The sequence below is a fragment of the Actinoalloteichus caeruleus genome, from assembly GCF_049311605.1.
In the GTDB taxonomy this organism is placed as follows: Bacteria; Actinomycetota; Actinomycetes; order Mycobacteriales; family Pseudonocardiaceae; genus Actinoalloteichus_B; species Actinoalloteichus_B caeruleus.
The window spans coordinates 835,731-853,388 of the sequence record NZ_CP186005.1; the positions used below are offsets into that span (position 1 = coordinate 835,731).

Annotated in this window: 15 protein-coding genes; 10 read left to right on the forward strand and 5 right to left on the reverse strand. The window is 73.3% G+C overall.

All coding sequences use genetic code 11. The features are described from left to right. The first annotated feature begins 20 nt into the window (after positions 1 to 20). A complete protein-coding gene (locus ACOJVX_RS03740) occupies positions 21 to 929 on the forward strand; it encodes a hypothetical protein (RefSeq protein ID WP_422647253.1) in 909 nt (302 codons plus the stop codon). Between the two features lie 141 nt (positions 930 to 1,070). Here the strand turns inward: ACOJVX_RS03740 and ACOJVX_RS03745 are convergent, their stop codons facing one another. Beyond that, positions 1,071 to 2,150, reverse strand: coding sequence for a neutral zinc metallopeptidase (locus ACOJVX_RS03745; RefSeq protein ID WP_051712629.1), 1,080 nt, complete (start codon positions 2,148 to 2,150; stop codon positions 1,071 to 1,073). 448 nt (positions 2,151 to 2,598) lie between these two features. On the opposite strand from ACOJVX_RS03745, the gene ACOJVX_RS03750 reads away from it, so the two are divergent. The 8 genes from ACOJVX_RS03750 (at position 2,599) to ACOJVX_RS03785 (ending at position 11,424) form a co-directional block, all read left to right on the forward strand. Next, entirely contained in the window at positions 2,599 to 4,299 is a 1,701-nt protein-coding gene (locus ACOJVX_RS03750) for a DUF2207 family protein (protein ID WP_422647254.1), read from the forward strand. 91 nt (positions 4,300 to 4,390) lie between these two features. Further along, entirely contained in the window at positions 4,391 to 5,698 is a 1,308-nt protein-coding gene (locus tag ACOJVX_RS03755; protein WP_026417255.1) for a M16 family metallopeptidase, read from the forward strand. After that, a complete protein-coding gene (locus ACOJVX_RS03760) occupies positions 5,695 to 7,080 on the forward strand; it encodes a M16 family metallopeptidase (protein ID WP_030104124.1) in 1,386 nt (461 codons plus the stop codon). Before ACOJVX_RS03755 ends, ACOJVX_RS03760 begins: the two co-directional genes overlap by 4 nt. Further along, a complete protein-coding gene (gene nudC / locus ACOJVX_RS03765) occupies positions 7,077 to 8,057 on the forward strand; it encodes an NAD(+) diphosphatase (protein ID WP_245588667.1) in 981 nt (326 codons plus the stop codon). Before ACOJVX_RS03760 ends, nudC begins: the two co-directional genes overlap by 4 nt. Before the next feature lie 142 nt (positions 8,058 to 8,199). Continuing rightward, positions 8,200 to 10,311, forward strand: a complete 2,112-nt coding sequence (locus ACOJVX_RS03770) for an ATP-dependent DNA helicase UvrD2 (RefSeq protein ID WP_026417252.1) — start codon at positions 8,200 to 8,202, stop codon at positions 10,309 to 10,311. A 98-nt stretch (positions 10,312 to 10,409) separates the two neighbouring features. Beyond that, a complete protein-coding gene (locus ACOJVX_RS03775; protein ID WP_156038277.1) occupies positions 10,410 to 10,667 on the forward strand; it encodes a hypothetical protein in 258 nt (85 codons plus the stop codon). Positions 10,668 to 10,780: 113 nt separating this feature from the next. Then, the gene (locus ACOJVX_RS03780) at positions 10,781 to 11,188 is read left to right on the forward strand and encodes a WhiB family transcriptional regulator (RefSeq protein WP_422647255.1); all 408 of its coding nucleotides are present in this window, start codon (positions 10,781 to 10,783) and stop codon (positions 11,186 to 11,188) included. Then, entirely contained in the window at positions 11,185 to 11,424 is a 240-nt protein-coding gene (locus ACOJVX_RS03785) for a hypothetical protein (RefSeq protein ID WP_030104121.1), read from the forward strand. Before ACOJVX_RS03780 ends, ACOJVX_RS03785 begins: the two co-directional genes overlap by 4 nt. Before the next feature lie 529 nt (positions 11,425 to 11,953). On the opposite strand, the gene ACOJVX_RS03790 is transcribed toward ACOJVX_RS03785, so the two are convergent. The 4 genes from ACOJVX_RS03790 to ACOJVX_RS03805 all read right to left on the reverse strand — a co-directional run bounded on the left by ACOJVX_RS03790 (position 11,954) and on the right by ACOJVX_RS03805 (position 16,577). Continuing rightward, positions 11,954 to 13,576 carry an alpha/beta hydrolase gene (locus ACOJVX_RS03790; protein WP_418154078.1) on the reverse strand — a complete coding sequence of 541 codons (1,623 nt, stop codon included), beginning with the start codon at positions 13,574 to 13,576 and terminating at the stop codon, positions 11,954 to 11,956. A gap of 189 nt (positions 13,577 to 13,765) precedes the next feature. After that, positions 13,766 to 15,079 (reverse strand): ABC1 kinase family protein, encoded by a 1,314-nt coding sequence (locus tag ACOJVX_RS03795; RefSeq protein ID WP_422647256.1) that lies wholly within the window; start codon positions 15,077 to 15,079, stop codon positions 13,766 to 13,768. Further along, positions 15,072 to 16,214, reverse strand: coding sequence for a hypothetical protein (locus tag ACOJVX_RS03800; RefSeq protein ID WP_418154080.1), 1,143 nt, complete (start codon positions 16,212 to 16,214; stop codon positions 15,072 to 15,074). The genes ACOJVX_RS03795 and ACOJVX_RS03800 overlap by 8 nt, the downstream gene beginning before the upstream one ends. A gap of 210 nt (positions 16,215 to 16,424) precedes the next feature. Beyond that, positions 16,425 to 16,577, reverse strand: coding sequence for a DUF5679 domain-containing protein (locus tag ACOJVX_RS03805; protein ID WP_016696985.1), 153 nt, complete (start codon positions 16,575 to 16,577; stop codon positions 16,425 to 16,427). Between the two features lie 469 nt (positions 16,578 to 17,046). Between ACOJVX_RS03805 and ACOJVX_RS03810 the strand changes: the two genes are divergently transcribed. Then, a complete protein-coding gene (locus ACOJVX_RS03810) occupies positions 17,047 to 17,595 on the forward strand; it encodes a M48 metallopeptidase family protein (protein ID WP_026417249.1) in 549 nt (182 codons plus the stop codon). Positions 17,596 to 17,658 lie beyond the last annotated feature (63 nt).

The window sequence follows — 17,658 nt, forward strand, 5'->3', positions numbered from 1 at the left end:
GTCTGGAAGCATGGCACACCGTGGTGAGGCGTGGACCCGCTCGATGGGTGCTGGTGATGATCGCGATGGGCGTGCTCGGGCTTGCCGTCGTCTTCGCCGCCACGAGGATCCTCCCCCTCAACGCCGGGACCGGTGAACTCCGCGAGACGACCGCCACCGTCCTCGTCTCCGGGGAGTGCGCCGCCGACCAGAACGACAAGGTGATGTTCACCGTCGACGGCGAGCAGCACGTCGCGGACCTCGAAGCCTGCGGCCACCACGAGGAACGGGAACTCGACGTCGAGGTGGTGCGGCTCGGTTCCGGCCAGTACCGGGTCTGGCTCGCGGGGACCAGCCCCGCCGGAGTGGGGGAGACCAACGACCGGGTCTCGGCGGTCCTGCTCACCATCGCGGCGGTGGGCGGAGCCGGACTGGCCTTCCTGCTCCGGCAGACCACCCGCGACATCCGGCGGATGCGGGCCCGCCGCGCGGGCGGTGCCACCCCGGCGCCCGGCCCCACCGGTCGCGGGAAGCGCGGGCTGGGCGCCGCTGGACAGGTACCGAACGCCCGCGCCGGCACGCCGGACGCCACCCAGGACCCACCCGGCGAGGACTCCGCGTACCGGGAGGGATGGGGGCTCGGGTCCGGCGCGAGCGGCCAGGACCCGCCCCGGTCCGACACCGGCGGTGCGCGCGATCCGGAGACCCCGCCGGGCGGGCTGGACGACCACCGAGGACAGGCGCCGGCGGGAACCGCCTTCTTCGCACCCGTGGACCACGAGCCGACACCGCCGGGGCCCAGCACCGGAACCGCCTTCTTCCCGCCCGTGGGCGCCGGCGAGTCGGACACCGGTGCTCGTGGTCAGGAGGGGACCGCGTTCTTCCCACCAGCCGACGGCGCCCACCCGGAGGGACCGCCACCGGAGCCGCCTCCCGGCACGCCGAGGTGACACCACGCCTCCGCGCGTCGCCCCCACCGGGTTGGCCGGCCAGGGTGGCCGCGCTGCGTGATCCGGCTTCCCTCGACGGGCGCCCCGAACCCCGCCGCGCCCGTTCCCGGTGGGAAGGGGGGCCGCGTCAGGGCGGTCGGATCAGCTGACCTGGCCGGACTCCACGGCCCACGTGTTGCACTCGAAGGTCAGGTTGATCTCGTAGCCGTGCCGCATCCACGCGCCGTTCCGCTCCGGGGCACCGTGGTCGCGGGACCCGTTCTGCGGCCAGTCCCCCCGGTTGGCGGCGTCGTTGAGCGCCGCCGTCGCGGTGTTGATGTCGACCACGCCGGTCCGGTTCATCGCCGCCATCAACATCCCGCCGAAGCAGGATGCCTGGAGTTCCATCCGTCGCGAGATCTCCAGCCCCGCCGCGGAGTCGACGCCCACCTCGTACCGGTCGTCCCACGCGGCCTGCATGATCCCGGCCAACGCCTGGACGTGGTGGCCGTACTCGTGCGCGAAGACGCTCAGGTAGGGGCCGGGGGAGTCACCGAGCCGTTCCTGCTGCGCGTGCACCGCGGCGGCCATGTAGATGGTCTGGTTGCCGCTGCAGTAGTAGGAGGACTGCGCGGTGCCGCACGGCGTGTCCACGGGCCCGTTGATCACCACCAGCGCCGGTTCGGTGCTCGGGAGGTTCACGGCCTCCAGCGCGTGGGACCACGAGTCGACCGCGCAGGGCATGGCCGACCGGTAGTAGGTCTCCTGCCCCGCCGCGTCCGGGCTGAAGCCGGCCAGCTGGCAGGCGGTGGTGTCGGCGGCACGCAGACCGCCCGCGTGGATCGGGTTGTCGGCGAGCAGCAGCACCGGGTGAGGCGCGGGCGGGGGAGGCGGCGGCGCCTCCTCTGTCGGCTCGACCAGCGGGGTGTCCTCGGTCGGTTCGGGGCGTTCGGGGCGTTCGGGAGGGACCGGCAGGTCCCTCGGCGGCGGTGTCGGCGGTGGCGTGGGGACGACGAACTCGGTGCGGCGTTCCGAGGCCTCCTGGCCGGACCGGGGTCCGCTGCCGGACGAGGCGACGGCGACGACGGCGACGACGGTGGCACCCAGGCCGATGGCCAGCAGCCAGCCAGGCCACCCGTTACCTCCCCGGCCCGGGCGCTGGGGTAACGGGGCGTCGCTGTCGGCGAATCGGGCGCCGGTCGGCGGCGCCGGGCGGGCGCCGCGCAGGGGGTGGGTCGGCATCCGTGCCGCCGGCCTGGGTGGCGGCAGCGGCTGGCGTCCCGGCCCCGTCGGGCCGGCAACCGGCATCGCCCCCGTCCCACCAGCGGCGCGGCCCCCGTCCGCCGGTGGCCTCGCCACGCCCTGGGCCCGCTGGTCGGGCCGCGAGGGGTCCGCGCCCCGCTGCGTGGCGCGGGCCCCCCGGCCGGTCCCGGGACGGCCCAACGGTCGCGCCACCGGCGGGGGCGCGACGGGACGAGGCGGCGGCCAGGACCCGTCAGGCGGGTTCGGCTGCGACATATGACTGGTTCCCCCTGTACGCGCTCACGGTTGTCGGCGGTTGGCCACCGCCGACCGGTGCCGATCCACCACGGCTCCGGGACCGTCCACGCGTCCGCGGAACGCACTTCCTCGAGGAGCGCTCCGGTGAACCGGCCCAGAGCATAGGTCGGCTCCGCTATTCTCCGCTGCCGTGTTGACTAACTGGGGGCTCACCGCGTCCGCCCTGATGTTGGCCGGTGCCGCCGGTCTCGGCGCGCCGGCGCCCGCCCAGGCGCCACCCGGGCTGCCGGGCACGGTGAGCGCCCAGGTCGACCTCCGGCTGGAGCGGGACGGATCGCTGATGGTCGTCGAGCACGTCCTCGTCCCGGACGGGATGTCCGCGTCGAGGGCGGTGCCGCTCCGACTGCCCTCGGGGGAGGGGCTGGACCGGGTCTTCGAGGTGCGTGACCCGGTGGCCGAGGGCGCGGCGACCCTGGTGCGGGAGGACGACGGGTTCGGCTACACGGCCGAACCGGGAGAGTCGACGGTGCGGTACACCGTGGACGGCGCCGTCGCCGACGCGGGGGCCGGTCAGGAGGCCTACTGGCGGCTCGGCGGGTGGGACGTCCCGGTCGACTCGGTCACGATCTCCTTCGTCTCCCCCACCCAGCCCCGCACCATCACCTGCCTGGCCGGGCCGCCAGGCACCAGCACGAACTGCACCGTGTCCCAACTGGACGTCGGGCAGCCCGCCAGCGCCCGGGAGATCGGGGTGGAGCCCGGTGACCGCATCGACCTCACCGTCGGCCTGGAACCCGGGACGACGCCGGCCACCGCGCGGTTCGAGGAGACCTTCGACCTGGCCAGGGCCTTCTCCCTCCACCCTGGCAGCGCCGCCGGCCTCGGTGTGGTGCTCGCCCTCACCCTCGGCGCGGTGGGGTGGCTGTTCCACGCGCGGCGCCGGGACGCCCTGGCCCTCGCGCGGGAGAGCGACCCGGTCGAGGTGCTGGTGGCCGAGGAGGGCGGTGGTGTCGGCTTCGCCAGCCCCGACGGGGTGCTGCCCGGGCAGGTGGGCACCGTCGTCGACGAGCACGTCGACGTCGTGGACGTCACCGCGACCGTGGTGGACCTCGCCGTCCGGAACTACCTGTGGATCGAGGAGCTGCACGTCGACGACGGCGTCCTCGACTGGCGGATCGTGCGCCGCAACGAGCCGGACGAGGCGCTGCACCCGTACGAGCTCGCCGTGTACGAGGCACTGCTCGGCGGTGGCGGTGACCGCGCACCCCTGCGGGAGGTCCGGCTCAGCGACTGGCGTCGGGGAGGTCAGCGCATCGACCTGGCCCGCGTGCGGGACGAGCTGTACGACGACGTCGTCCGCCAGCACTGGTTCTCCGTGCGGCCCGACCGGGCCCGCAACCGGTGGTGGTGGGCCGGTGCCGCCCTCTCCACCGTCGGGGTCGCCGCGACGGCGGTCCTGGTCTTCACCACCGACCTCGCGCTGGTCGGTTTGGGCGTGCTCGCCGCCGGCGTCGTGGTCACGGCGCTCTCCCGGTGGATCCCCTCCCGGACCCGGCGCGGTCGCGACCTGGTCGCGCAGGTCCGGGGGCTGCGGCAGTACCTGGACACCGTTCCGGTCAGCACCGTCCCACCCGAGGACCGCGAGGTGGTGTTCTCCCGTTCGCTGCCCTACGCGGTGGTGCTCGGCGAGACCGACCGGTGGCTCACCGAGTTCGCCTCGGTGGACGTCGACGCCGACGGCACCCCGGGCCTGTACTGGTACGGCGAGGACCTGGGGGAGGACCGCCACGTGACCCCGGAGCTCGACCGGTTCGCGACCCACTTCCCGAGCTTCCTCGCCGAGCTGGACGGGGTGCTCGCCGAGTCGGGGCACCTCAGGTCGCTGCGGTGAACGGACCGGCCACCGGTGCTGCGCCGCGACCGGTCGGCAACACGCCGTAGCGATTGTGGGCGGTCGCGCCCCGAGTCGTAGGCTGCGGGGCATGGTCGACCACCTGCTGCACCGGTTCACCCTGCCCAACGGGCTGCGTGTGGTCCTGGCACCCGACAGGGCGGCTCCCGTCGTCGGCGTCAGCGTCCACTACGACGTCGGTTTCCGTTCCGAACCGGAGGGGAGAACCGGTTTCGCGCACCTGTTCGAGCACCTGATGTTCCAGGGCAGCGAGAGCCTGGAGAAGCTCGCGCACTTCCGGCACATCCAGAGTTCCGGCGGCACCTTCAACGGGTCCACCCACCCCGACTACACCGACTACCACATCCTGCTGCCCTCGGCCGGCCTGGAACGGGCCCTGTTCCTCGAGGCCGACCGGATGCGCGCCCCCAGGATCACCGAGGAGAACCTGCGCAACCAGGTCGACGTGGTGAAGGAGGAGATCCGCCTCAACGTGCTGAACCGCCCCTACGGCGGGTTCCCGTGGATCACCCTCCCGCCGGTGCTGTACCGGACCTTCGCCAACGCCCACAACGGCTACGGGGACTTCACCGACCTCGAGCAGGCCACGGTGGAGGACTGCGCCGCGTTCTTCGACACCTACTACGCGCCGAGCAACGCGGTGCTGACCATCGCGGGAGACCTCGACGTCGACCACGCGCGGGAACTCGTCGAACGCCACTTCGGCGACGTGCCGGCCCGCCGTACCCCGGAACGGCCCTCCTTCGCGGAACCGGCGCCGACCGAGGAACGGCGTGGCGAGCACGACGACCCGCACGCGCCGCTGCCGGCGTTCGCCGCCGGGTACCGCCTGCCCGACCCGAACGCCGACCTCGACGCCTACCTGGCCCACCTGGTGCTGTCCGGGGTGCTCGCCGACGGCGACTCGTCCCGGCTCACCCAGCGGTTGGTGCACGCCGAACCGTTGGCGATCGAGGTCGGTTGCCGGTGCGGCCTGTTCGCGCCGCTCGACGCGCGCGACCCGGACACCTTCCTGATCACCGTGGTCCACGCGCAGGGGGTCGACCAGGAGAGGCTCCTGACCGCGATCGACGAGGAACTGGAGCGGCTGGCCGTCGAGGGTCCGACCGAGGAGGAGGTCACCAGGGTCGTCGCGCGGTGGGCGGCCTCCCTGCACCGGGAGCACGACAGGCTCATGTCCCGAACCCTGCAACTGGGCGCCTTCGAGCTGCTGTTCGGACGTGCCGAGCTCGCCGCCGAACTCCCCGAGCGGTTGGGCGTGGTCGGCCCCTCGGACGTCGCGGCGGCGGCCAAGGCCCTGCGGCCGGAGTCCCGGGCAGTGCTCACCGTGCGCCCCGGCTCCGCCGCCAACGACGACACCGACGGAGGTGGACAGTGACCGGCCAGAACGTCGAGAGCCCGCGGCGGCGCACCGCGGAGGAGATCGGGAGCACCGACCGAGGCCCCCGGCCGCTGCCCGCGCTGGGGACGGCTCGGTTCGCCGAGCAGCCACCGCGCATCGACACCATGCTGCCGAACGGGCTCCGGCTCGTCGCCGTCCGACAGCCCACGGTGCCCATGGTGGAGCTGCGGCTGCGACTGCCCTTCGCCGGCACCGAACGGGACCACGCCGCCCGCTCCGAACTGCTCGCCTCCACGCTGCTGACGGGGACCGAGCGCCGCGACCGGGTGGCGATGGACACCGACCTGGCGATGGTGGGCGCGGACCTCGGCGCCGGGGTCGACCCCGAGCGGCTCAGCATCGCGGGCAACGCCCTCGCCAGCGGCCTCGACGCGTTCCTCGACGTTTTCGCCGACGCGGTGACCGGTGCCGCCTACCGGGACCACGAGGTCGACAGGGAACGCGACCGGCTGGTCGAGCGCATCGGGGTCGCCCGCAGCCAGCCCGGGACCATCGCGCGGGAAGCCCTGCAACGGCGCCGCTTCGGCGACCACCCGCTGGCCAGGGAGCTGCCCTCCACGGACGCCGTGCGCGCGGTCGACGCCGACCAGGTGCGCGCGCTGCACGACCAGTTGGTGCGCCCTTCGGGCGGCGTGCTGGTGATGGTCGGTGACCTCGACCTGGACGCGGTGGCCGACCAGGTGGGTGACCGCCTCGCCGGGTGGCGCCCCGGGCCGGCGACCGGCGGTCTGCCGGAGGTGCCGCGCATCGAGGGCGGGGACGTCCTGCTCGTCGACCGGCCTGGTGCGGTCCAGTCGCAGATCAGGTTGTCGGGGCAGGCCATCCCCCGGCACCACCCGGACTACCCCGCGCTGCAACTGGCGAACCTCGTCTTCGGTGGCTACTTCTCGTCCCGCCTCGTCGAGAACATCAGGGAGGACAAGGGGTACACCTACAGCGCGCACTCCACCTTCGAGTTCACCGGGGACACCGCCGGCGTCCTGTGCGAGGCCGACACCGCCAGCGGTGTGACCGCCGCGGCGTTGATGGAGATCCGGTACGAGCTGGCCAGGATGGCCGTCGCGCCGATCGGTGAGGAGGAGGTGACCGCGGCGCGGGACTACCTGATCGGTCTGCTGCTGATCTCGACGTCCTCACAGAGCGGGCTCGCCGCGAACCTCCAGAACCTGGCGACGGCCGGGGTGTCCCTGGACTGGCTCCGCGAGCACCCCGATCGCCTGCGCGCGGTCACCGTGGAGCAGGTGTCCGAGGCGGCCCGCCGGTACCTGGCGCCGCCGAACTTCACCGGGGTCGTCGTCGGGGACGCCGCCGTCCTCGGCGAACCGCTACGAGCACTGGGAGATGTCGTCCTGCCGTGAGGTCGTCACAACACTCGTCAGCGCGGCCCGGTGGTGAGGTCGACTTCCAGCTGACCGGTTCTCCAGCCCTGTCCCGCTCCACGGTGGACCGCAGGGAGCTCGTCCGAGGTGACCCCGGTCTGTTGCGGGCGCTCTGGGAGAACGGACGGATGCTGGCGGTCGACCCGCTCGGTCGGGCCCTGGTCACGAGGGAGGAGGCCGCTCCGCACCGTCGACGGCTGGTCGACCGGCCGGTGACCGACGCGGAACCGCCCGAGGAGGCGGTGCTGCTGGGCGCGGACGGCGAGACGGGGTACTGGGCGGTGCCGGTCTCGGAGGGCGAGGCCGACGCCTGGGCCGAACGGGTCCCGGAGTCCGAGCGGGAATGGCTGGACCTCAGGTTCACCGGAGCGCTGCTCGACGACACCGGCGCCGGCCTGCTCACCACGGCGGTCGGGCTGCTGTCCTGGCACCGGCGCGCCGCGTTCTGCGCGAACTGCGGAGCGCCCTCGGTGGCCTCCCAGGCCGGCTGGACCCGGCACTGCACGGGCTGCGGCCGGGAGGAGTACCCGCGCACCGACCCGGCGGTCATCTGCCTGGTGCACGACGGTGCGGGCAACGTGGTCCTGGCACGCCAGCCCACCTGGCCAGCCGACCGGTACTCCATCCTCGCCGGGTTCGTGGAGACCGGGGAGTCCCTGGAGCACTGCGTGGTCCGCGAGGTCGCGGAGGAGGTGGGCGTCCAGGTCGGCGAGGTGCGCTACCTCGGTAGCCAGCCCTGGCCGTTCCCCCGGTCGTTGATGATGGGTTTCACGGCGCTCGCCGAACCCTCGGCGCCGCTGCACCCGGCCGACGGGGAGATCGAACAGGCGCACTGGGTCCCCCGGGACCGGGTGCGCACCGCGCTGCGCGCGGGCGGGGGCGTCCCGGGCCTGATCCTGCCCGGCGCGTCCTCCATCGCCAGGGGCATGTTGGAGGCCTGGGCCTCGGCCGGCTGAGGCCGGCCCAGCTCGACCGCCGCGCGCCCCGGAGCGGGCGTTCACACGTGGCGTCGGGACCGCCGGGGCGGCAGGGACCGCGCACCCCCATCCGGGTGCCACCTGCCGCCGCCGGTCGACGAGCGGTTGAGAGGATGCCCGCATGGTGGGTGAGCGGCGACTCCTGGACGGCCTCGACCCCGAGCAGCGGACCGCGGTGCTCGCTCCCCGCGGCCCGGTCTGCGTTCTCGCCGGCGCGGGTACCGGCAAGACCAGGACCATCACCCGGCGGATCGCCGCGCTCGTCCACCAGGGCCACGTCGCGCCAGGACAGGTGCTGGCGGTCACCTTCACCGCCCGGGCCGCCGCCGAGCTCAGGACCCGGTTGCGGGACCTCGGAGTGGGCGGGGTCCAGGCCCGCACCTTCCACGCCGCGGCCCTCCGCCAGCTGCGGTACTTCTGGCCCAGGGTGGTGGGCGACGCGCCCTGGCAGCTGCTGGAGCGCAAACCCACCCTCGTCGCCCAGGCAGCCCACCGGCTGGGCGTCGACACCGAGCGGGAGACACTGCGGGACCTCATCGCCGAGATCGAGTGGGCCAAGGGGACGTTGGTGACACCCGGCGACTACCCCCGTGCCGCGGCGCGCCGCACCCCGCCGGTGGCGGCGGAGCTCACCGCCCGCGTCTACGACGGCTACGAGCGGCTGAAGAACGAGGCGCGTCTCCTCGACTTCGACGACCTGCTGCTGCACACCGCCGCTGCTCTGGAGGAGCACCAGGAGGTCGCCGGCGAGTTCCGGGACCGGTACCGGTGCTTCGTCGTCGACGAGTACCAGGACGTGACCCCCCTGCAACAGCGGGTGCTGGACGCCTGGCTCGGCGACCGGGACGACCTCACTGTGGTCGGCGACGCCAACCAGACCATCTACTCGTTCGCCGGGGCCTCGCCGCGTTGGCTGCTCGGCTTCTCCCGCCGCTACCAGGGGTCGACGGTGGTGCGGCTCGAACGGGACTACCGCTCGACCCCGCAGGTCGTCGCGCTGGCCAACGGGCTCATCGACCGGGCGAAGGAGCGCCCGGCCGGTAGCCGGCTCCGGTTGGTGGGACAGCGCCAGGACGGCCCCGAACCCACCTACGGGGAGTACGACGACGAGCCGGCCGAGGCGAGGGCCGTCGCACGTCGGATCCGGGAGCTCGTCGAGTCGGGGACCGCACCGAGCGAGATCGCCGTCCTGTACCGGATCAACGCCCAGTCCGAGGCGTACGAGCAGGCGCTGTCCGAGGTGGGGGTCGCCTACCAGGTGCGGGGCGGGGAACGGTTCTTCGCCCGGCAGGAGGTGCGTCAGGCCGTGCGCGCCCTCCGCGCCGCCGCAGGGGAGGAGGACCCCGGACGGGACCCGGGGGGCCGACCGGACGCCGACCTGCCGGCACGGGTGCGGGTGGTGCTGGCCCCGCTCGGGCTGACCGCCGAGGCTCCGCCTGGCCAGGCCGCCCGGGAACGGTGGGAGTCCCTGCGCGCCCTCGCCGACCTGGCCGTGGAACTGGCCAGGGCGGTGCCGGAGGCGGATCTGCGCCGGTTCTGCGCGGACCTCGACATGCGGGCGGAGGCCCAGTTCCCGCCCACCGTCCAGGGCGTCACCCTGGCCTCGCTGCACGCCGCGAAGGGACTGGAGTGGGACGCGGTCTTCCTGGTGGGTCTGGTGGACGGGACGCTGCCCATCCAGCACGCCGAGGGTGACGACGCCGCGATCGAGGAGGAACGGCGGCTGTTGTACGTCGGCGTGACGCGGGCACGGGACCGGCTCTGGTTGTCCTGGTCGTTGGCCAAGGTGGAGGGCGGCCGTCGCTACCGGAGGCGGAGCAGGTTCCTCCACGGCGTGATACCCGATGGGCACCCGGTCTCGCTGGCGAGCCGGACCCGCCGGCGGGAGGAGGGGAACGCGGTCGGGACCGCCCCGCGCCCCACGTGCCGGGTGTGCGGCCGCGCCCTGGTCGGGGCGTCCGAGGTGAAGCTGACCCGGTGCGCGGACTGCCCCTCCGACGTCGACCAGGACCTGCTCGAACGGCTCCGCCGGTGGCGCGCCGAACGCGCGACGTCGCTGCGGGTGCCGGCGTTCGTGGTCCTCAGCGACGCCACGTTGCTGGCGGTGGCCGAACAGCGTCCCTCGGACCGTGCCGGCCTGGTCGCGATTCCCGGGATCGGGGCCACCAAGCTCGACAGCTACGGCGCCGACCTGTTGGCGGTTGTCCGGGAAAAGACGCAGCTCAACGGCTAGGTACTCACTCGTCCGAATGAAGTCGGAAAATCAGTTGCGCGGCCGACGGGCCGCCCAATAACCTGCACATGCCCGGGTCGGAAGACCTGGAGCCACTGGTGAGCCCGGTGGCGCTGCGTAGTGGAGAGGTGGTGGTCCCGGTGACGACTTCGCTGATGAGCAATCGTGAGCCCGGCTGCCCGACCTCCTGGGCAGTGGGGCGCCTTCCCTTGGCAGCCCTCGGGGTGTTTCCCGCCTCGGTACGAGCACGCCTCGGCTTCCGCTACGACGCCATCGATCGCCAGACCTTCCCCAGCGCGTTCGCGCCGTCTCCCATCAATCCTGTCGACATCCGCACAGGAGTGCGCCTGACCTAGGTCAGGACTCTCAGGCTTACCGAGGCCGCGGACCCGTGTCGACGGATCCGCGGCCTTCGTGTTTTTTCCGCCACCCAACGGCCCCGACGTGGCCGACTACAAGAGGAGAACGCATGTCCACCGTGACCGTCCCACTGTCGGATGGTTCACCTGCCCACTCGTTGACCGGCCGGCCCACGTCGGTTCCCCTGCCGTCCGCCGGTGAGTCCCAGCTCGGGATCGGCGAGCTGTTCACCACCGTTCCCGAGGAGGCCAACCTGCCCTGCCAGACCGAGGACCCGGACCTCTGGTTCGCCGAGAGCCCCGCCGACCTCCAGCGCGCCAAGCAGTTCTGCGGCGGTTGTCCGGTGCGGGCAGCCTGCCTGGCCGGGGCGATCGCCCGGCGTGAGCCCTGGGGCGTCTGGGGAGGGGAGATCTTCGAACGCGGCGACATCATCGCCAGGAAGAGGCCGAGGGGCCGTCCCCGCAAGTCCGACACGACCACCACCGCACTGAACGGCGCGAAGGAGAAGGCAGCATGAACGGCTCGAACATCTGGCACGAGGACCAGCTGGTGCCCAGGGTCAGGCTCATCGGCGCCGACCAGGCTAGCGAGGCCATACTGCTCCACGAATCCCTGGCCAGAGCCCAGATACGGGGTCGACGGGAGTCCCAGTGGCGACATCAACGCGCGGCGGAGCGAGTCCGCCGCGCACGTCGCTGGCGGTGGCTCGCCGCGTTCGCCGTCCGGCGGGCGGACGCGGCCGACGCCGCCTGACGACACGAAGGGCCCTGGCCCCGGCACGTGTGCCGGGGCCGCCCTGGCATGACCACGGGCGCTCGCCCGTTCCCCGGCTGACTGTGCGGGTGGGCGTCCGCCCCGGTGCCCCGGAGGCTCGACGCGGCCACGACCCGGCTGCTCGACCGACGGAACCGGCTGGTGCGCGGCCGGCACCGCCTCGCCCGTCCCTCCACCCGCCCCCCTGCCGGCGCGGTACCCGGCGGTTCCTTGATCGGGAAGGGGGCCGGATCGCGTGCCGAACCTCCCGTCCTCGAACCCGGACGACGATCTGCCGGTCCGGCTCGGCGGTTGGAGGCTCGCCGTCGGCGCCGCCTGGATCGAGGTGACGTCCCACCGCTGTCGTCGACCGGTGAACCAGCGGGAGACCTCGTGCTTGCCGTAGGGGGAGCATTGACGAGCGCGTCGTGGGGGTGGCGAGGCTGGTGCGGCCGCCCTCCCGGCATCGGCCCGCCCGGTCCGCCCTTCTCACGCGAAGGGGTCGGCACCCGTGTTCGGCCTGACGAACTCAGGACGGGGCGAACGGGTCCCCCTCCCGGGCGCAGGTCGCACCCTCGGCGGGGGAGTCGCCCTCGACCAGGTACTCGGAGATGGCCCGGACGACGCATGTCGACTGCTGTGCGGCGATGTGTCCGGCGCCCTCGCTGATCAGGAGGGTGCTGCGCGGAAGTGTCTCGTGCAGTCCCCTTGCCGACCACACGGGTGTGGCGGGGTCGAACTCGCTGGAGACGAGGAGAACCGGCTCGTCCGTCCGGGTGTCCCAAGGCCCCTCGTACCGCTCGTTGGTCCCCGCCTGCCAGTGCGAACAGGGGCTGGTCTGCCAGGCGCGGAGCGCGGCGAAGTGGGGAACCTCCCGCTCGCGTGCGGCGACGTGGTCCGCCAGGGCGTCGACCGTGCTCGGGTGGTCGGTGTCCAGGCAGGTCACGGCGTGGTACACGGGGTTGAGACCCGCGTAGGGCGCGACCATCAGGCCCGCGTCCTGGTTCGTCTTGATCTCCTCCGCCAGTGCCGCCGCGTTCGGGCCGTCCGGGGCCGCCAAGGCCTGTTCGACCGCGTTCAGGAAGGACGCGCCACCCGGGGCGTTCCAGACGATCGGCTGGTACAGCCACTGGCCCGTCCACGTCAGGAAGTACGAGTAGGTGAGGGTGACCTCCGCTCCGTCCGACGTGGTCAGCGGAACCCCGCCCTCGTCGAGCCGGTCGACGATCCGGTCGAAGGCCTTCGCCGGGTCGCCACCACCGAACGCGCACCGCTCGCCCGCCGCGACGCACTGCCGGAAGAACTCTTCCAGCGTCTCGCGGGTCGCCAGGTCGGAACCGACCCGGCTGGACGGTGTGGTTTCGGGTTCGCCGGTGTCCCGGCTGAGCGGGGAGAGGACGCCGTCCAACACGAGGCGACCGGTCCGCTCGGGGAACAACGCGGCGTAGACGGCTCCCAGAAAGGTGCCGTACGACTGCCCGAGGTAGTCCAGTCGGTCCTCACCCAACGCGGTCCGCAGCATGTCAAGGTCGCGGGCGATCGCCGTGCTGGACATGTGGTCCAGCAGTTCCCCGCTGCGGTCGCGGCACCGTCGGGAGTACTCCGCGTCGGCCGCGGCCCGTGCCTGGCGTTCGGCCTCGGTGGTGGGCACGGTCGGTATCGACCGCGCGAACTCCACCGCCTCCTGGTCGTCGTCGAAGCAGGTGACGGTGGGGGTGCTGTGCCCGCTCCCCCGGATGTCCACCGCCACCAGGTCGTAGGCGGTCAGGACGTCGTCGGACACCGGCGGCGGGACCATGTCGTCCTCGAGGGCGGTGAGGTAGTCGATCGCGGAATAGCCGGGGCCGCCCCGGTTGATGACGAGGGAACCGGTCCGACTGCCGGGTTCGCTCGCGGGCCTCCTCGCCAGCGCTAGGGTCAGCCATCCGGAGGTGGGATCGGCGTGGTCCAGTGGTACGGGCAGCTCCGCGCACTCAAGACGGGGCGTCTGGACGCACGGGACCCATCGGAGGTCGGGTGATGCATCCGTGACGTGCGTCCCTGACGCCTCCCTTCCTCGCTCGGTCGATGTCGGTTCCCTCGCCCCCGCACAGGCCGCGGAGAACGCGAGGACGCCCACGACCACCGTCGCGGTCATGATGTGACCTTTCATGCTGACAACTCCTCCACCAGGGTGGGCGTGGTTGGTCAGCAGGCAGCGTGACCGGTCGCCAGGCGGGAACGGCAGTCCTCGGCGTCATCGGTTCTCGTGACAGGTGTCAGCACGGCGGCTCGCCGAATCCCGCCCGTGGCCGAGCCGGGAGCGGCGAACGCGCCACCGTCCCGAGAGTGGCGAGCAGGGTCAGTCGGTGCGGAAGCCGGGGAGCCAGTCACCGACGATGCGCCGGGCGGCAACGGTCGCGCCCAGCTGGCAGAGGATGGCGGTGGTACCCATCGTGGTCCGGTAGATCATCAGGTACTCGGGCGGCAGGTTCAGCGAGCGGCTGGTGCGGAAGTCGGTCCCCCGCAGGTTGCCCACGCGGTCGGCCTGCCCCTGCATCCAGCCCCTGGTGAAGGTGAACCGTTCGGTGCGCAGTGGCTCGACCAGGGGGGAGAGGAAGGCCAGGACGTCCTCGGCCGCGAGCTCCGTCCTCGGCCCCAGGAAGCGTTCGGCCCGCAGGAACCGCAGTAATTCGTCCGGGTCGTCGCCGAGGGCCAACCGGAGCAGCACACCGAAGGTCGGCGGCGGCCCGCCGGGGAGGCGCGCGACCGCGCCGAAATCGATCACGATGAGGCGCCCGTCGCCGTCGAGCATGAAGTTGCCGGGGTGCGGGTCCGCGTGGAGGAGACCCGCCTGGTGTGGCGCGGAGAAGTTGAACAGCGACAGCAGCGTCCCCGCGTGGTCCCGGTCGTCCTGGGAGCCGTCGCGGATGATCCCGGCCAGTCCCGTTCCCTCGACCCACTCGGTGACCAGCGCCCGGGGCGCGCTCGCGAGCACGCGGGGGACGCGGACGTTCGGGTCGTCGGTGTACGCCTTGACGAACCGGCGCTGGGCGTCGGCCTCCACCCGGTAGTCGAGCTCCTCCGACATCCGTTCCTGGAGCTCGGTGAGCAGCGGTTTCACCTCGGTGCCGGGCACGATGCCCTGGATGAGGCGGCTGAACCGCTGGAGCTGGCGCAGGTCGGACATCAGGGCCTCCCCGGCCCCCGGGTACTGGACCTTCACCGCGACTTCCCGGCCGTCGTGCCAGGTCGCCCGGTGAACCTGACCGATGCTGGCCGCGGCGGTGGGGACGTCGTCGAACTCCGAGAACCGGCTTCGCCACGCGCTGCCGAGCTGCTCGGTGAGGACCTGGTGGACGTCCCGCGTCGGCATGGGAGGAGCGGCGGACTGGAGTTTGGTCAACGCCTCGCGGTAGGGCTCGGCGTACTCGTCCGGAACGGCGGCCTCGAAGACGCTCAGTGCCTGGCCGAACTTCATCGCCCCGCCCTTGAGCTGGCCGAGCACGGCGAACAACTGTTCGGCTGTCCTGGCCGAGATCTCCGCGTTCACCTCGTCGGCGTCCCGGCCGGTCAGCCTCTTGCCCCAGCCGGCGGCGAAACGCCCCGCCGCTCCCAGCGGCAGGCCAGCGAGTTTTGCGGTGCGCTGAACGGTCCGACGCGGGATCTCACTCACCTGGCGATTGTCCCCCGGAACGGCCACTCGGCGACACCCATTCGGCCGGCTTGTCGGAACGGGTGGTGCCGGCGCGGTCGACGGCGGGACGGCATCCGCACCGGGGGTGGGGCTCCCAGGCTCGCGCCTGGAGGGTCGCGAACCGCAGGTCCAGTTCCAAGGTCGTGTTCCACACCCGTGGGCGGTCGATCCGCGGCGACGCGCCCCGGTCGAGGGCGAGCAGGCACTGCGAAGCGGCGAGCGCGGCCGTCGCCGTACCGGTCGGGCCGTCCACCGGTACGGGTCGTTCGGCGAGTTGCGCGGCGAGCAGCGGCCAGCAGGGGTCGGCGTCGGTCCTGGTGAGGTCGGCACAGCGCAGGCAGCTCGTGCGGCCGGGGACGACGAGCGGGCCCACGACGCCGACGCCGTCCCACACGCGTGCGGGCAGGTGGGGCACCCCGTCCGCCATCAGTTCGCGGACGGCGACGGGGTCGGGGAGGGGGACGTCCGCCAGCACGACGAGATCAGGGGTGCCCGGAGCGAGGACGCCGGTCCGCACCCCGGGAACCGCCTCGGCGACCAGGGCGTTCGCCGTGTTCGTGCGGTCACGACCGACGTCGGCGAGCCCGTACCCCAACGTGGTGTCCTCCGGGCGGACCGTGCCCTTCGCCGCCACCCGTACCCGGCCCACGCCGCCTCGCGCGAGTTCGACGGCGACGGCCGGCGCGAGCGGGCCGTCCCCCCGCACCAGCACGCGGGCGTCCCGGAGGGCCGGTGGGCGGCCAGGAGGCCCCGTCGCGTGGACGCGATCACCGGCGGGGTCGGGCGTGGCGGGGCCCGCGTCCTCCAGCACCCCGTGCCGCGCCAACCAGTCGAGGAAGGCCAGCGCGGCGGGTGGCTCGGCCCTCGGGGCGACGCCGGGGTGGGGGGTGGGGGCCAGGCCTCCGCCGGAGGCGCGGGAGTCGAGGCGGAGGCACAGCGCGACCAACGCCGGGGAGAGCCCCTCGACGACGAGTGCCGCACCAGCGGTCAGGCCGAACTGCACGGAGGCCGTACCCCGGCGGAGCACCGGCAGGCCGGCCCGGACGCGGGGCAGGGTCGGAACGGGGAGCGGAGGGGGAGTGGCCGGGGCTGGCCGCTCCGGTGGTGTGCTCACGGACGTGATGCTCTCGGGTGGGTCGGCGGCGGGCAAACCGGTGTCCACAGGCGCGGCCGGTGGGGGCCGACGATTTCCGGACCGGCGCCACCGCGCGGTCGCGCCGGGGCGAGTCCCCCGCGCGCACCGGTACCGAGCACCGCCGGCCGTGCGGGCGACCGGGGTCAGCGAGCGCCGGGCCCACGTGACCGTGGGCCCGGCGGGTCGCGATCAGGAGGCCTTGCCGAGGATCCGCGTCATCTTCGTGCCGCAGACCGGGCAGGTTCCCTTGGCCATCCGACGGCCGTTCGTCTCCTCGACGGTACCGGTGAAGTCCCGCTTCTCCCGGCACTTCACGCAGTACCCGTTGTAGCTGTCCGCCACGGTTGCCTCCCTACGCTCGACGTGCCCCGAATCCGCCTGACCTCGTTGGGCCGAATGGCCTATTCTGCTCACCCAGGCGACGTCAAGCCACGCTATATGTGGCCGCTTCCGTCATCGGGTATGCGGCGCGGAGCGTGTCCAGTATTGGCAGGTCACGGCGATTCCGCCCGCCAAGCGGGCCGACGATTTCCGGTACGTTGGGTGATCGGCGAACCCCTGGTCGGGGGTACGCGCTCGCACCTACGGCGGAAAGTGGTGCGTCAGCAGCTGGCCAATGCGACCACAGGTCACCTCGGACCACTCGCCGGCGGGGTTTCCCGGCCGTTGTTGGCCTGGTCGGGCCAGTCCCACGAGGTCCGGGCGCCCCCGGCCCGGGCGACGCGCGGGCAGGGCGGCGACCTACCGTGGTGCCGTGGTGAGCCCCCAGGACGGCCCGCTGGCGCGGGTCCCGGACATGCCGCCAGCGGGGATGGCCCCGCCCGAGGTGGAGGTCAGGAGGAGCGCGCGCCGGCGGCGCACCGTCACCGCGTTCCGCGAGGGTGGCAAGGTGGTCGTGCTGGTGCCGGCCCGGCTCTCCGCCGCCGACGAGCAACGCTGGGTGCGGGAGATGCTGCGGCGGCTGGAACGCGGCGAGAGCAGGCGGCGGTCACGCGCCCGGAAGTCCGACGCGTCGCTCGCGGTCCGCGCCCGGGACCTCCTCGGGCGCCACCTCCCCGAATGCCCCGAGCCCGCCAGCGTCCGCTGGGTCCCACCCATGCGCACCCGCTGGGCCTCCTGCACCCCGGCCGAGGGCACGATCAGGGTGAGCGAGCGACTCCGGGACATGCCCACCTGGGTGCTCGACTACGTCCTCGTGCACGAGCTGGCCCACCTGCTCGTGCCCGGCCACGGGGAGGACTTCTGGCGGTTGGTCCACCGCTACCCGAGGGCCGAACGCGCGATCGGTTTCCTGGAAGGGGTCAGCGCGGCGGCGGGGCTGGCCATCGAACCCGCCGACGACTCGGCGCCCGTCGACTGAGCGCGCTCCTGACAGGGCGGGAGTGGTCGGGCCCCGGGACGCCCACTGGCTCGGGCGCCCCGG

Coding starts and splice junctions, on each gene's coding strand:
- ACOJVX_RS03770 (WP_026417252.1), top strand. CDS start 8,200: ATGGTGGGTGAGCGGCGACTCCTGGACGGCCTCGACCCCGAGCAGCGG.
- ACOJVX_RS03790 (WP_418154078.1), bottom strand. CDS start 13,576: ATGAAAGGTCACATCATGACCGCGACGGTGGTCGTGGGCGTCCTCGCG.
- ACOJVX_RS03755 (WP_026417255.1), top strand. CDS start 4,391: ATGGTCGACCACCTGCTGCACCGGTTCACCCTGCCCAACGGGCTGCGT.
- ACOJVX_RS03785 (WP_030104121.1), top strand. CDS start 11,185: ATGAACGGCTCGAACATCTGGCACGAGGACCAGCTGGTGCCCAGGGTC.
- ACOJVX_RS03780 (WP_422647255.1), top strand. CDS start 10,781: ATGTCCACCGTGACCGTCCCACTGTCGGATGGTTCACCTGCCCACTCG.
- ACOJVX_RS03745 (WP_051712629.1), bottom strand. CDS start 2,150: ATGCCGACCCACCCCCTGCGCGGCGCCCGCCCGGCGCCGCCGACCGGC.
- ACOJVX_RS03810 (WP_026417249.1), top strand. CDS start 17,047: ATGGCCCCGCCCGAGGTGGAGGTCAGGAGGAGCGCGCGCCGGCGGCGC.